This is a genomic window from Streptomyces sp. NPDC046712 (assembly GCF_040645695.1).
Taxonomy (GTDB): Bacteria; Actinomycetota; Actinomycetes; order Streptomycetales; family Streptomycetaceae; genus Streptomyces.
Map to the genome: position 1 here is coordinate 104,680 of NZ_JBEYYW010000020.1, position 13,500 is coordinate 118,179.

The following is a 13,500-nucleotide window of genomic DNA, read 5'->3' on the forward strand; positions in this document are numbered from 1 at the left end:
CACTGCCCGCTCGCAACACTCAGACCACCCGCCGTCCCGGCGCGCAGCAGCCTCTCCCCCCTCGCGGCGCGAACCTGCCGCGCCCCCGGGGCCGGGGGCCGAAGGCCCCCCGATTCATCAACCCCACCCCCCCCGGCCCCCGGCAGGGTTTCGGGAAGGGGCGGGGTGGGGGCTCACCGCTCTTACGACATCACGTCACGCCACGCGCCCGGCAGGGCCGACGCCACATCGCCCGCCGCGACCGGCGCGCCCCCCGACGCGCGGCGCGCGGCCAGGCCGTGGAGGTACGCGGCCGCCGACCCGGCGTCCAGGGCCCGAAGGCCCGCGGCCAGCAGGGAACCCGCGAGGCCCGACAGGACGTCCCCGCTGCCCGCCGTCGCCAGCCACGACGTGCCCGTGGGATTCACCCGGACCGGCCCGCCGCCCCCCGCGTCCGCGACCAACGTTGTCGAGCCCTTCAGCAGCACCGTCGCCCCGTAGCGTGCCGCCAGCTCCCGTACCGCCCCCAGGCGTTCCGACTCCACCGCCTCCCGGGAGACGCCGAGCAGTGCCGCCGCCTCCCCGGCGTGGGGGGTGAGCAGCGTCGGGGCCGTACGTCCCCGCACCACCGACGCGTCCAGGTCCCGCAGGCCGTCCGCGTCCACCAGGACCGGTACGTCCGAGGCCAGGACGTCCGCGACCCCCGGCCCGTCGCCGAGCCCCGGCCCCACCACCCACGCCTGTACCCGCCCCGCCTTCGCCGGCGGCCCCGTGTGCACCAGCGTCTCCGGGTAGCGCGCGATCACCGCGTCACCGGCCGGCCCCACGTACCGCACCGCCCCCGCCCCGCCCCGCAGCGCGCCCGCCACCGCCAGTACCGCCGCCCCCGGATAGCGCGCCGAGCCGGCGACCACGCCCACGACACCCCGCCGGTACTTGTCGCTCTCCGCGCCCGGCACCGGCAACATGTCTGCCACGTCCTCGTGTTGGAGCGCCTGGAGCTCCGGCACGGACGGCAGGAAGTCCCCGAGGCCGATGTCCACGAGCCGCAGCGCCCCCGCGTACTCCCGCGCCGGGTCGATGAGCAGTCCCGGCTTGTACGCCCCGAACGTCACCGTCGCGTCCGCCCGCAGCGCCTCCCCCGCGATCTCCCCCGAGTCCGCGTCCACACCGCTCGGCAGGTCGACGGCGACCACGACCGCGTCCGAGCCGCGCGCCGCCCGCGCGACGGGGACGGCGTCCGGCCTCAGTCCGCCGCGCCCGCCGATCCCGGTGATCCCGTCGAGGACGAGATCGGCCACGGCGAGCGGCTCGAAGGGGTCCTCGGCCACCCGTCCACCGGCCGCCCGCAGCGCCGCCAGGCCCCGCTCATGGGCCCGCGACCCCAGCAGGACGGCCGTCACACCCGCCCCGCGCCGGGCGAGCCGCGCGCCCGCATAGAGGGCGTCGCCCCCGTTGTCGCCGCTGCCGACGAGCAGCACGACCCTCGACCCGTACACATGGCCGCGACCGAGGAGCGAGAAACAGGCGGCGGCGAGCCCCGCCGCCGCCCGTTGCATGAGGGCGTCCTGGGGCAGCGTCGCCATCAGTTCGGCCTCGGCGGCCCGTACGGTCTCCACGCGGTAAGCGGTACGCATGTCCCGCAGTCTGCCGCACACCTCAAGCCCCCGCCCGGAGGCAAGGGCTGACGCCCTCTCACCGCCCCGGGCAGGGAAGCGGAAGGCGCCCAGGAAGCCACAGCCCCGGACCGCGCCGGGGCGGGGGCGTCGGGCCGGGGGCCGCCGCGCCGGGAGGGGCATCGGGCCGAGGACCATGCCGGGAGAGGCGTCGGGCCGAGGGGCGGCGCAGGGGGCGGGGGCATCGGGCCAGGGGCCACGCCATGCCCGGGCAGGGGCGTCGAGCCAGTGGGGGCCGCCGCGCCGGGAGGGGCATCGGGCCGGGGGGGGCGTCGGGCCCAGGGGCGGCGCCGGGGCGGGAGCGTCGGGCCGGAGGCCACGCCGGGAGGGGCATCAAGCCGGGGGCCACGCCACTTGAGGCGTCGGGCCGGGGGCCGCCGCCCCGCACCCCTCCGCGATCACCACCCGGCGAGACCGCCGCCCCACTACCTCTCCGCGCCCCCACCCGGCGAAGGCCGCCGCCCCACTACCCCTCCGCGATCACCACCGCCGACGCCACGCCCGCGTCGTGGCTCAGCGACACATGCCAGTGCCGTACACCCAGCTCCGTCGCCCGCGCCGCCACCGTGCCGCGCACGCGGAGACGGGGCTGGCCGCTGTCCTCCACGTACACCTCCGCGTCCGTCCAGTGCAGCCCGCCCGGCGCGCCGAGCGCCTTGGCCACCGCCTCCTTCGCGGCGAACCGCACGGCGAGGGAGGCCGTCCCGCGCCGGTCGCCGCTCGGGAGCAGCAGCTCCCGCTCGACGAAGAGGCGCTGCAGCAGCCCCGGCGTCCGTTCGATCGACGCGGCGAAGCGGTCGATCTCCGCCACGTCGATCCCCACCCCGATGATCATTCGCTCACTCCACGGTCACAGATTTCGCCAGGTTGCGCGGCTGGTCCACCTCGTTGCCGCGCGCCGTCGCCAGTTCGCAGGCGAAGACCTGCAGCGGCACGGTGGAGACCAGCGGCTGGAGCAGCGTAGGCGTTGCCGGGATACGGATGAGATGGTCGGCGTACGGGACGACGGCCTCGTCGCCCTCCTCCGCGATCACGATCGTCCGCGCCCCGCGCGCCCGGATCTCCTGGATGTTGGAGACGATCTTGTCGTGCAGGACGGACCGCCCGCGCGGTGACGGTACGACCACCACCACCGGCAGGTCCTCCTCGATGAGGGCGATCGGCCCGTGCTTCAGCTCACCCGCGGCGAAGCCCTCGGCGTGCATGTACGCGAGTTCCTTCAGCTTCAGCGCGCCCTCCAGGGCCACCGGGTAGCCGACGTGCCGACCGAGGAAGAGCACCGTGTTCTTGTCGGCGAGCGAGCGGGCCAGCGCGCGCACCGGCTCCATGGTCTCCAGGACCCGGTCGACCTCGTCGGCGATCCGGGCGAGTTCGCGGATCACGGCGTGGATCTCGTCGCCCCACTTCGTGCCGCGTACCTGCCCCAGGTACAGCGCCAGCAGATAGCAGGCGACGAGCTGGGTCAGGAACGCCTTGGTGGAGGCGACGGCGACTTCCGGCCCGGCGTGCGTGTAGAGAACCGCGTCGGACTCCCGCGGAATCGTCGACCCGTTCGTATTGCACACGGCGAGAACCTTCGCGCCCTGTTCGCGCGCGTGCCGCAGCGCCATGAGGGTGTCCATGGTCTCGCCGGACTGGGAGATCGCGATGACCAGCGTCCGCTGGCCGAGGATCGGGTCCCGGTAGCGGAACTCGCTGGCGAGCTCGACCTCGCAGGGGATCCTCGTCCAGTGCTCGATGGCGTACTTCGCGATCATTCCGGCATGGAAGGCCGTGCCGCACGCGATGATGACGATCTTGTCGGCCTCGCGCAGCACCGCGTCCGGGATGCGTACCTCGTCGAGCCTGAGGTGGCCCTCGGCGTCGATCCGGCCGAGGAGGGTGTCGGCGACGGCCTTGGGCTGCTCGGCGATCTCCTTGAGCATGAAGTAGTCGTAGCCGCCCTTCTCGGCGGCCGAGGCGTCCCAGTCCACGTGGTACGCCCGTACGTCGGCGGGCGTGCCGGCGAAGTCGGTCACCTCGACGCCCTCCCGGGAGAGCTTTACGACCTGGTCCTGCCCCAGCTCGATCGCGGACCGGGTGTGCGCGATGAAGGCGGACACGTCCGAGGCGAGGAAGAACTCCCCCTCGCCGACGCCCACCACGAGGGGCGAGTTCCGCCGGGCGCCGACCACGACGTCGGGCTCGTCGGCGTGCACGGCGACCAGCGTGAACGCCCCGTCGAGCCGCCGGCACACCAGCCGCATCGCCTCGGCCAGGTCGCCGGAGGAGGAGAACTCCTCGGCGAGCAGATGGGCCACGACCTCGGTGTCCGTCTCGGACGCGAGGTCGTGCCCACGCTCTTCCAGTTCGGCGCGCAGGCCGGCGAAGTTCTCGATGATCCCGTTGTGGACGACGGCCACGCGCCCCGCGTTGTCGAGATGCGGATGCGCGTTGACGTCGGTCGGCCCGCCGTGGGTGGCCCAGCGGGTGTGTCCGATGCCGGTGGAGCCGCTGGACAGCGGCCGGTCCACCAGCTCCTTCTCCAGGTTGACGAGCTTGCCCGCCTTCTTCGCCGCGGCCAGTCCCCCATCGGAGAGCACCGCGACGCCGGCCGAGTCGTAGCCCCGGTACTCGAGCCGCTTCAGGCCCGCGATCACCACATCAAGCGCCGACTGCCCGCCGACGTATCCCACGATTCCGCACATGGCGGCAGCCTACGACCGAACCCGCCCCATGGCCCGGACTCAGCCGAGCTTGGCGGCCTGCGCGTCGATGACGGCCGTCGGCAGTTCCTTGACCACGCCGGCGAGGCTGATGACGGAGAAGGAGGCCAGGGTGTTGCCCTTGCGGAAGGCCACGACCTTGCTGATGAACGGCTTGCCGTCCATGTCGGTGGTGACGGTGAAGGCCACCGCCTCCTCACCGGCGGTGACGGTCTCCGGAGCGACCTTGCCGATCTTCGTCTGCTCGCCGCCGCCGTTCAGCGTGAAGCCGCCCGCGCACTCCGCGCCGGCCTTCTTCAGCGAGGCGAGCGCGTCCTGCGCGCCGCTGCCGTCGTACGAGCCGAGCGTCACGGCCGTCACCGGGGCACCGAGCGCGCCCATGATGTCGTCCGGCGACGCCGTCGCGCCGCCGGCCTTCGGCTCGGCGATCGCCTTGCGCTGCACGCTGGCGCCGGGGTTGCCGGTCGCGATGAACGACATGGCGTCGGCGAGCGGCTTGCAGGCGGGCTTGTCCGTGGTGACGTCACTGGACTTCACCACGTCCGTGGGCTCGGCCTTCTGCACCTGGTAGCCCTTGACGTCGGCCTGCTCGACGATCAGCTTCTCCAGCTCGGCGGCGGACAGCGCCTTGGCATCGGGCGCTGCGGAGGCGGACGCCTTGGGGGCGTCCTTACCCTTGTCCTCGCTCTTGCCGTCCCCGCCGCAGGCGGTGAGCAGCAGCGCGAGCGAGGCGGCGGTGGCAGTGGCGGCGGCGGTTCGCACGGACGTACGCATATGGATGTGACCTTCTGTTCGCTTGTGCCGCCCCTGGGCGGCGTCCCCCCGCGTGAAGTCCACAGCCACGCGGCAACCTGCATGATCACGGTAGGGCACGGGTCGGACAACGGGTTTTCCGCGTGACCGAGCCCACGACCCACAACGGCCCCGGACCCACGACAATGGCGGGGTGATCACTTCGCCGCCACGAAGCGCCAACGGGAACGGCAACGGCGCCGGGCCCCGACGGGGGCCGGACGCCACGCCGTATGTCGACCTCACCAGGGCCGAGTGGAGCGCGCTGCGCGACAAGACGCCGCTGCCGCTCTCCGCCGACGAGGTGGAGCGGCTGCGGGGCCTCGGGGACGTCATCGACCTCGACGAGGTGCGGGACATCTATCTGCCGCTGTCCCGGCTGCTCAATCTGTACGTCCAGGCCACCAGCGGCCTGCGCGGCGCGCTGAACACGTTCCTCGGGGAGCGGGCCGAGCAGCGCGGCACCCCCTTCGTCATAGGGGTCGCCGGCTCCGTCGCCGTCGGCAAGTCCACCGTGGCCCGCCTCCTCCAGGCGCTGCTCGCCCGCTGGCCGGAGCACCCGCGCGTCGAGCTGGTCACCACCGACGGCTTCCTCTACCCGATGGAGGAGCTGAAGGCGCGCGGGCTGACGTCCCGCAAGGGCTTCCCCGAGTCGTACGACCGCCGGGCGCTGACCCGGTTCGTCGCCGACATCAAGGCGGGCAAGGAGGAGGTCACCGCCCCGGTCTACTCCCACCTGATCTACGACATCGTGCCGGGCGAGCGGCTCGTGGTGCGCCGCCCCGACATCCTGATCGTCGAGGGGCTCAACGTCCTGCAGCCGGCGCTGCCCGGCAAGGACGGCCGGACGCGGGTCGGTCTCGCCGACTACTTCGACTTCTCTGTGTACGTGGACGCGCGGCCCGAGGACATCGAGCGCTGGTATCTCAACCGCTTCCGCAAGCTGCGCGAGACGGCGTTCCAGAACCCGTTCTCGTACTTCCAGCGCTACACCCAGGTCTCCGAGGAGGAGGCCCTGGAGTATGCCCGCACGATGTGGCGGACCATCAACAAGGTGAACCTGCTGGAGAATGTGGCGCCGACGCGCGGCCGGGCGACTCTCGTCGTCCGCAAGGGACCGGACCACAAGGTGCAGAAGCTGTCGCTGCGGAAGCTCTGATTCCCGTTAAGGTGCGGCCATGCTGCACCTGCGGATGATCACCCCGTCGGATCGCACGGACGCCGTTCTCGAGCTGATCGGCAAGACCGTGGGTACCACCCATCTGGTCGTGCTCACGGGCGCCGCCCGTGATCCCGCCGGTGACATCGTGACGTGCGACGTGGCCCGCGAGGCCGGCGACGAACTCCTTCACGGACTGAGGGAGTTGGGTATCGACAAGGACGGTTCGATCGCCGTCGAGAACATCGATCTGTCGCTCTCCCGGCGCGCCGATCAGGCGGAGGAGGAGGCGCCGGGCGAGGCCGCGGACGCAGTGATCTGGGAGCAGCTGGCAGGGGCGACCCAGGAGGAGTCCACCCTCACCATCACGTACGCCGCCCTGATGATCGTGGCGACGATGATCGCGGCCTGCGGTGTGGCGCTGGACAACGCGATCCTGATCGTGGGGGCCATGGCGGTCGGCCCGGAGTTCGGCCCGCTCGCCGGGGTCAGCATCGGCCTGGTGCAGCGCACGCCGAGGCTGGCCGGTCGCTCGCTGGTCGCGCTGCTTGTGGGATTCGCCGCGGCGATCGTGGCGACGACCGTGTTCAGCCTGGTGATGGACGCTCTGGGCCAGTTCCACCCGGGGATGCTCGACAGGCCGCGCCCGAACACGGGCTTCATCTACCAGCCCGACCCGTTCTCCTTCATCGTCGCCCTCCTCGCGGGCGTGGCGGGCGTGCTCTCGCTGACCTCCGCCAAGGCCGGAACGCTGGTGGGCGTGGCGATCTCCGTGACCACCGTCCCGGCCGGCGCGAACGCCGCCCTGGCCCTCAGCTACGGCGAGTTCAGCCAGATGTGGGGCTCCGCCGAGCAGCTGCTGCTGAATCTGGGCGGCATCATCCTCGCCGGCGTCCTCACACTCATCGGCTGGAAACTGCTGTGGCGCACCCAGCAGGGACGGATGATCCGCCCGCCGGGTGCGCCACGACTCCCCAAGCCCGAACAGCCTTAGCCGAGCGCGGACTTCACCACATCGGCCAGACGACCGGCCACGGATCGCGCCTGCTCGATGTCCGCGGCCTCGACCATGACCCGTACGAGCGGCTCGGTGCCCGAGGGGCGAAGCAACACCCGGCCGGTGGAGCCGAGTTCGCGCTCGGCGTCGCCGACCGCCGCGGCCAGCTCGCCGGAGGTCTTCACCCGGGACTTGTCCACGTCGGGCACGTTGATGAGGACCTGCGGCAGCCGCTCCATGACGGAGGCGAGCTCCGCGAGCGACTTGCCGGTGGCCGCGACCCGCGCCGCCAGCATCAGGCCGGTCAGCGTGCCGTCGCCGGTGGTGGCGTGGTCGAGCACGATGACGTGCCCGGACTGCTCGCCGCCGAGGGCGTAGTCGTGCTCCTTCATGGACTCCAGGACGTACCGGTCACCGACCGCCGTCTGCACCAACTGAAGCCCCTCGCGCTCCATGGCGATCTTGAAGCCCAGGTTGGACATCACGGTCGCGACGACGGTGTCGCCCCGCAGTGTCCCGGCCTCGCGCATGGCGAGCGCCAGCACCGCGAGGATCTGGTCGCCGTCGACCTCGTTGCCCTCGCCGTCCACGGCCAGGCAGCGGTCCGCGTCGCCGTCGTGGGCGATGCCGAAGTCCGCGCCGTGCTCGACGACGGCGGCCTTCAGCAGGCCGAGGTGGGTGGAGCCGCAGCCGTCGTTGATGTTGAGGCCGTCCGGGGCCGCGCCGATCGTGACGACCTGGGCGCCGGCCCGCGTGAACGCCTCGGGCGACACCTGCGAGGCCGCGCCGTGCGCCTCGTCGAGGACGACCTTCAGCCCGTCGAGCCGGTTCGGCAGGACCGAGAGGAGGTGGGCGACGTACTTGTCGAAGCCCTCGTCGTAGTCACGGACCCGGCCGACGCCGGCGCCGGTCGGCCGCTCCCACGGGGCGCCGGTGCGGTGCTCCTCGTAGACGGACTCGATCCGGTCCTCCAGCTCGTCGGCGAGCTTGTGACCGCCGCGGGCGAAGAACTTGATGCCGTTGTCGGGCATCGCGTTGTGGCTGGCCGAGAGCATCACACCGAGGTCGGCGCCGAGCGCTCCGGTGAGATACGCCACGGCCGGGGTGGGCAGCACACCGACGCGCAGGACGTCCACGCCCGCGCTCGCGAGGCCCGCCACGACGGCGGCCTCCAGGAACTCTCCCGAGGCACGCGGGTCACGCCCGACCACCGCGGTCGGCCGATGGCCCTCGAAGGTCCCCGCCTCGGCGAGCACGTGCGCCGCGGCGACCGAAAGGCCGAGCGCCAGCTCCGCCGTCAGATCCGCGTTGGCAACACCGCGCACACCGTCCGTGCCGAAGAGTCGTCCCACAGCTGTCCTCCGAAACTGCTCCGAAAATGCGATCCCCTGAGCACTTGATGCCCGTTATTACGTCACAGCTGCCCAGAAAGGCCCAGGGAGAGGAAAAGACGTACGCCCCGGCAGCACGGGCAGTGCCGCCGGGGCGTACGTGCAAAGCAGACCGAGCAGGCGATTAACGCTTGCTGTACTGCGGGGCCTTACGGGCCTTCTTGAGACCGGCCTTCTTGCGCTCGACCGCACGGTCGTCGCGGGAGAGGAAGCCGGCCTTCTTCAGCGCCGGGCGGTTGTTCTCGACATCCGCCTCGTTCAGCGCACGGGCCACACCGAGGCGCAGGGCGCCGGCCTGGCCGGAGACGCCGCCACCCGAGATGCGGGCGATGACGTCGTAGCGGTTGTCGAGCTCGAGCACCTTGAAGGGCTCGTTGACTTCCTGCTGGTGCACCTTGTTCGGGAAGTAGTCCTCGAGGGTGCGACCGTTGATCTTCCACTTGCCGGTGCCCGGAACGATCCGGACGCGGGCGATGGCGTTCTTGCGACGGCCCAGGCCGGCGGCCGGCTGCGGGTCACCGAAGCGGGACGCCAGGGACTCCGAGGTGTACTCACCCTCGACGGGGACCTCGGACTCGAAGGTGGTGACCTCGGCGTAGGTCTCCTCGCCCTCGATGGGGTTCTCAACAGTGGTCTCGGCCACGATTCTCCTCAGATTTCTTTCGTTCTTAGGGGGTGTGGCCGGAACTACTGCGCGACCTGGGTGATCTCGAACGGGACCGGCTGCTGGGCAGCGTGCGGGTGGTTCTCACCCGCGTAGACCTTCAGCTTCGAGAGCATCTGACGGCCGAGGGAGTTCTTGGGGATCATGCCCTTGATGGCCTTCTCGACGGCCTTCTCGGGGTTCTTGTCCAGCAGCTCGTCGTAACGGACGGAGCGGAGACCACCCGGGAACCCGGAGTGGCGGTACGCCATCTTCTGGGTCTTCTTGTTGCCGGACAGGTGCACCTTGTCAGCGTTGATGATGATGACAAAGTCGCCCATGTCCATGTGGGGCGCGTAGACGGGCTTGTGCTTACCCCGGAGGAGGTTCGCAGCCGTCGTCGCCAGACGGCCCAGGACAACGTCCTGCGCGTCGATGATGTGCCACTGGCGAGTGACATCGCCGGGCTTGGGGCTGTACGTACGCACTTCGTAGCCTTCGCTTCTTCAGTGGATGGAGTCCAGACACACCTGAAGCGATCATGCAGCTGGGGCCTGCACTGCCGGGAACACTGCCCGTATGCGAGCCACTGGTAACTGCTCCAGGGAACCTGCGTAAGGGCCCTTCGCGTGAGAACGACGAAGCCAATACGCATAACAAACCGCAACAGTACCCGCGCCGCCCCCGACGGGTCAAAACGCCGCGAGACACCAGGTCAGCGCACCCGGTCCACCCGCCGCTCGTCCCACACCGGCTCGCTCGTCTCCCGCACGACCCCGTCCGAGCCGAAGACCAGATACCGGTCGAAGGTCTTCGCGAACCACCGGTCGTGCGTGACGGCCAGCACCGTGCCCTCGTACGACTCCAGGCCGTCCTGGAGCGCCTCCGCCGACTCCAGGTCCAGGTTGTCCGTCGGCTCGTCGAGCAGCAGCGCCGTCGTGCCGGACAGCTCCAGGAGGAGGATCTGGAAGCGGGCCTGCTGGCCGCCGGAGAGCTTCTCGAAGGGCTGGTCCCCCTGCCCCTCCAGCTCGTACCGCCGCAGGACCGACATCGCCCCGCCCCGGTCCTTCGCGTGCTCCGACCAGAGGATGTCCACGAGGGACCGCCCCTGCAGCTCCGGATGGGCGTGGGTCTGGGCGAAGTGGCCCGGCACGACCCGCGCGCCCAGCTTCCACTCGCCCGTGTGAGCCACGGACGGGTCCCCGGCGAGAAGACGCAGGAAGTGTGACTTGCCCGACCCGTTCGAGCCGAGGACGCCCACCCGCTCCCCGTAGAAGATCTCCAGCGAGAACGGCTTCATCAGACCGGTCAGCTCGAGGTTCTCGCAGGTCACCGCGCGCACACCGGTCCGGCCGCCGCGCAGCCGCATCCGGATGTCCTGCTCGCGCGGCGGCTCCGGCGGCGGACCGGCCTCCTCGAACTTCCTCAGCCGGGTCTGCGCCGCCGCGTACCGCGACGCCATCTCATGGCTGACCGCCGCCGCCTGCCGCAGGTTGATCACCAGCTTCTTCAGCTGCGCGTGCTTCTCCTCCCAGCGCCGCTTCAGCTCCTCGAAGCGGGCGAACCGCTCCCGCCGCGCCTCGTGGAAGGTCTCGAAGCCGCCGCCGTGCACCCAGACGTCCGACCCGGCCGGGCCCGGTTCGACCGCGATGATCTTCTGGGCGGCCCGGGCGAGGAGCTCCCGGTCGTGGGAGATGAAGAGCACGGTCTTACGGCTCTCCCGCAGCCGCTCCTCCAGCCAGCGCTTGCCGGGGACGTCGAGATAGTTGTCGGGCTCGTCGAGCAGCAGCACCTCGTCGGTGCCCCGCAGCAGGGACTCCAGGACCAACCGCTTCTGCTCGCCGCCGCTGAGCGTCCGTACCTCGCGGAACTGCGCCTTCTCGTACGGCACGCCGAGCGCCGCCATGGTGCACATGTCCCAGACGGTCTCGGCCTCGTACCCCTGGACCTCGGCCCAGTCGCTCAGCGCCTGCGCGTACGCCATCTGCGCGGCCTCGTCGTCGACCGTCATGATCAGGTGCTCGGCCGCGTCCACCGCCTCGGCCGCCTCGCGGATACGGGGCTGGGCGACCGAGACGAGCAGGTCACGGACCGTACGGTCGTCCCTCACCGAGCCGACGAACTGCGGCATCACACCGAGCCCGCCGCTCACGGTGACCGAGCCGCCGTGCGGCTGGAGCTCCCCGGAGATCATCCGGAGCAGCGTGGTCTTCCCGGCGCCGTTGGCGCCGACAAGGGCGACCACCGCCCCCTCCCCCACCCGGAAGGAGGCGTCCGCGAGCAGGACCCTCCCGTCGGGAAGGTAGTACTCCAGATGCGCGGCCTCGACATGTCCCATGAGGGGCATTGTCGCCGCCGCAGCCGCTGTCTCCCAACCGGTTTAGGATGCGCGGCATGAGCTTTGGGGGACCGCAGTGGCCACAGGAGCCGCAGCAGCAGGGTCAGCAGCCGTACGGACACCAGCCCTACGGGCAGCAGCCGGCACATCAGCAGCCCAACCCGTTTCCGGGGGCACAGGCGGCCCAGACACCGGACTGGGGCGCCCTCGCCGACGCCTCGGCGGCCGGCCGGCGGCGTAAGCGCTGGCTGCTGATCGGCGGCGGCGCGCTCGCCACCCTCGCGGTCGGCGCGATCGTCGCCACCGCCGTGGTGAGCGGCGACAACGGCACCACCTCGGGCAAGAACGGCACGGTCACCCCCACCGGATCCGGCGCGCCCAGCGACTCCCCCACCCCCGGCCCGACGTTCTCCTCCGTGGCGCCGCCGCCCCCGCCCAACCCCAAGGACTTCATCTCGGACGAGAAGAAGGACAAGGCCCCGCTGAGCGCCGAGGGCCTCTTCCCTGGCAAGAAGCTCACGATGAACGGCCGCGCCTACAGCAAGGGCGCGACCTCGTCGACGACGAACTGCGCGAGCGTCGCACAGGGCGCCCTGGGCTCGGTCCTGAAGAAGAACGGCTGCGACCGCGTGATCCGCGCCACCTATGTGAAGGACGGGGTCGCGATCACCGTCGGCGTGGCCGTGTTCTCCACCGAGGCGGAGGCTCTGAAGGCGAAGAACCAGGCCAGCGGCGGTATCGCCCCACTGGCCGGCTCGGGTGTGAGCGAGTTCTGCCGCGCGACGGTCTGTCTGCGCCGCGCGAACTCGATCGGCCGGTACGCGTACTTCACCCAGGCCGGATTCACCAACGGCAAGAAGGTCACGACGGGAGACAAGGCCGTCTTCCAGGCCAGCGACGACCTGGGCACCTTCGCCTTCAACCAGATCTACGCCCGCGGCCGGTCCCAGGCCTCAGCAGCAGCCGGCGCTCCCGGGGAGTGACCGCTTGTTCCTGGCCTCCCGGTTCCGGGCGGCCAGGAGCTCGTCGGCCGGGTAGCCGACCTCTTCGAGCGTGAGCCCGTGCGGGCGTACGACGTGCACGGCGGAGTCCCGTACGCCCGCGGCGAGGACCTTCGCCGGCCATTCGACCGGGCGGTGTCCGTCGCCGACGAAGAGCAGGGCGCCGACGAGCGAGCGGACCATGTTGTGGCAGAAGGCGTCGGCCTTCACGGTCGCTTCGAGGATGCCGCCTGGCCGCCGCTCCCAGCGCAGCTCCTGGAGCGTACGGATGGTGGTGGCACCCTCGCGCTTCTTGCAGTACGCGGCGAAGTCGTGCTCGCCGACGAGGCGCTCGGCGGCGGCGTTCATGGCGTCCATGTCGAGGGCCCAGTCGTGCCACAGGACGTGCCCGCGCAGGAGCGGGTCGACGCCGCCGGGGTTGTCGGTGACGCGGTAGGCGTAGCGACGCCAGATGGCGGAGAAGCGGGCGTTGAAGCCGCTGGGGGCCTCGGTCAGGCGCCAGACGCGTACATCGTGCGAGAGCCGCCCGGCGAGCCGCCTGAGCAGCTTGTCCTGGTGCTCGGCCCACAGCTCGACGGGCAGATCGACATGGGCGACCTGGCCGCGGGCGTGCACTCCGGCGTCGGTGCGGCCGGCGACGGTCAGCTCGTACGTCTCCTTGGACCGGGTCACGGTCTTCAGGGCGTCCTCGATGTCGCCCTGGACGGTCCGCTGGCCACGGGCCTGCTTGGCCCAGCCGGAGAAGTCCTTGCCGTCGTACGAAAGGTCGAGCCGGATCCGTACGAAACCGGGCTGCACGTCGTCGCTCACGCGGTAAAT

At 71.3% G+C, this 13,500-nt stretch carries 12 protein-coding genes; 3 read left to right on the forward strand and 9 right to left on the reverse strand.

Translation table 11 applies throughout. The features are described 5' to 3' along the window. Window positions 1-182 precede the first annotated feature (182 nt). From ABZ939_RS25045 to ABZ939_RS25060, 4 genes are all read right to left on the reverse strand, one after another. Window positions 183-1,616, reverse strand: a complete 1,434-nt coding sequence (locus ABZ939_RS25045) for an NAD(P)H-hydrate dehydratase (protein WP_361859295.1) — start codon at window positions 1,614-1,616, stop codon at window positions 183-185. A 505-nt stretch (window positions 1,617-2,121) separates the two neighbouring features. Next, window positions 2,122-2,490 (reverse strand): holo-ACP synthase, encoded by a 369-nt coding sequence (locus ABZ939_RS25050; protein WP_361859298.1) that lies wholly within the window; start codon window positions 2,488-2,490, stop codon window positions 2,122-2,124. A 4-nt stretch (window positions 2,491-2,494) separates the two neighbouring features. Next, window positions 2,495-4,342: a glutamine--fructose-6-phosphate transaminase (isomerizing) gene (glmS, locus tag ABZ939_RS25055; protein WP_361859301.1), complete on the reverse strand. Its 1,848-nt coding sequence runs from the start codon at window positions 4,340-4,342 to the stop codon at window positions 2,495-2,497. Between the two features lie 39 nt (window positions 4,343-4,381). Continuing rightward, a complete protein-coding gene (locus ABZ939_RS25060) occupies window positions 4,382-5,134 on the reverse strand; it encodes a hypothetical protein (RefSeq protein ID WP_361859304.1) in 753 nt (250 codons plus the stop codon). 172 nt (window positions 5,135-5,306) lie between these two features. Between ABZ939_RS25060 and coaA the strand changes: the two genes are divergently transcribed. Both coaA and ABZ939_RS25070 read left to right on the forward strand, forming a co-directional pair. Further along, window positions 5,307-6,311, forward strand: a complete 1,005-nt coding sequence (coaA, locus tag ABZ939_RS25065) for a type I pantothenate kinase (RefSeq protein ID WP_361859307.1) — start codon at window positions 5,307-5,309, stop codon at window positions 6,309-6,311. A 19-nt stretch (window positions 6,312-6,330) separates the two neighbouring features. After that, entirely contained in the window at window positions 6,331-7,305 is a 975-nt protein-coding gene (locus tag ABZ939_RS25070; RefSeq protein WP_361859310.1) for a DUF389 domain-containing protein, read from the forward strand. Here the strand turns inward: ABZ939_RS25070 and glmM are convergent. The 4 genes from glmM to ABZ939_RS25090 all read right to left on the reverse strand — a co-directional run bounded on the left by glmM (window position 7,302) and on the right by ABZ939_RS25090 (window position 11,680). Then, window positions 7,302-8,660 carry a phosphoglucosamine mutase gene (gene glmM / locus ABZ939_RS25075; protein ID WP_361859313.1) on the reverse strand — a complete coding sequence of 453 codons (1,359 nt, stop codon included), beginning with the start codon at window positions 8,658-8,660 and terminating at the stop codon, window positions 7,302-7,304. The genes ABZ939_RS25070 and glmM overlap by 4 nt on opposite strands. 163 nt (window positions 8,661-8,823) lie before the next feature. After that, window positions 8,824-9,342 carry a 30S ribosomal protein S9 gene (gene rpsI / locus ABZ939_RS25080; protein ID WP_361859316.1) on the reverse strand — a complete coding sequence of 173 codons (519 nt, stop codon included), beginning with the start codon at window positions 9,340-9,342 and terminating at the stop codon, window positions 8,824-8,826. 44 nt (window positions 9,343-9,386) lie between these two features. Further along, a complete protein-coding gene (gene rplM / locus ABZ939_RS25085; protein WP_225802478.1) occupies window positions 9,387-9,830 on the reverse strand; it encodes a 50S ribosomal protein L13 in 444 nt (147 codons plus the stop codon). A gap of 227 nt (window positions 9,831-10,057) precedes the next feature. After that, complete coding sequence (locus tag ABZ939_RS25090) at window positions 10,058-11,680, reverse strand: ATP-binding cassette domain-containing protein (RefSeq protein ID WP_361859320.1); 1,623 nt, start codon at window positions 11,678-11,680, stop codon at window positions 10,058-10,060. Between the two features lie 56 nt (window positions 11,681-11,736). On the opposite strand from ABZ939_RS25090, the gene ABZ939_RS25095 reads away from it, so the two are divergent. Beyond that, on the forward strand, window positions 11,737-12,663 hold the full coding sequence (locus tag ABZ939_RS25095) for a hypothetical protein (protein ID WP_361859323.1): 927 nt from the start codon (window positions 11,737-11,739) through the stop codon (window positions 12,661-12,663). Here ABZ939_RS25095 and truA read toward each other — a convergent pair. Beyond that, window positions 12,634-13,491: a tRNA pseudouridine(38-40) synthase TruA gene (gene truA / locus ABZ939_RS25100; protein ID WP_361859326.1), complete on the reverse strand. Its 858-nt coding sequence runs from the start codon at window positions 13,489-13,491 to the stop codon at window positions 12,634-12,636. The genes ABZ939_RS25095 and truA overlap by 30 nt on opposite strands. Window positions 13,492-13,500 lie beyond the last annotated feature (9 nt).

Coding starts and splice junctions, on each gene's coding strand:
- ABZ939_RS25070 (WP_361859310.1), top strand. CDS start 6,331: ATGCTGCACCTGCGGATGATCACCCCGTCGGATCGCACGGACGCCGTT.
- ABZ939_RS25095 (WP_361859323.1), top strand. CDS start 11,737: ATGAGCTTTGGGGGACCGCAGTGGCCACAGGAGCCGCAGCAGCAGGGT.
- ABZ939_RS25090 (WP_361859320.1), bottom strand. CDS start 11,680: ATGGGACATGTCGAGGCCGCGCATCTGGAGTACTACCTTCCCGACGGG.
- ABZ939_RS25060 (WP_361859304.1), bottom strand. CDS start 5,134: ATGCGTACGTCCGTGCGAACCGCCGCCGCCACTGCCACCGCCGCCTCG.
- glmS (WP_361859301.1), bottom strand. CDS start 4,342: ATGTGCGGAATCGTGGGATACGTCGGCGGGCAGTCGGCGCTTGATGTG.
- ABZ939_RS25050 (WP_361859298.1), bottom strand. CDS start 2,490: ATGATCATCGGGGTGGGGATCGACGTGGCGGAGATCGACCGCTTCGCC.
- ABZ939_RS25045 (WP_361859295.1), bottom strand. CDS start 1,616: ATGCGTACCGCTTACCGCGTGGAGACCGTACGGGCCGCCGAGGCCGAA.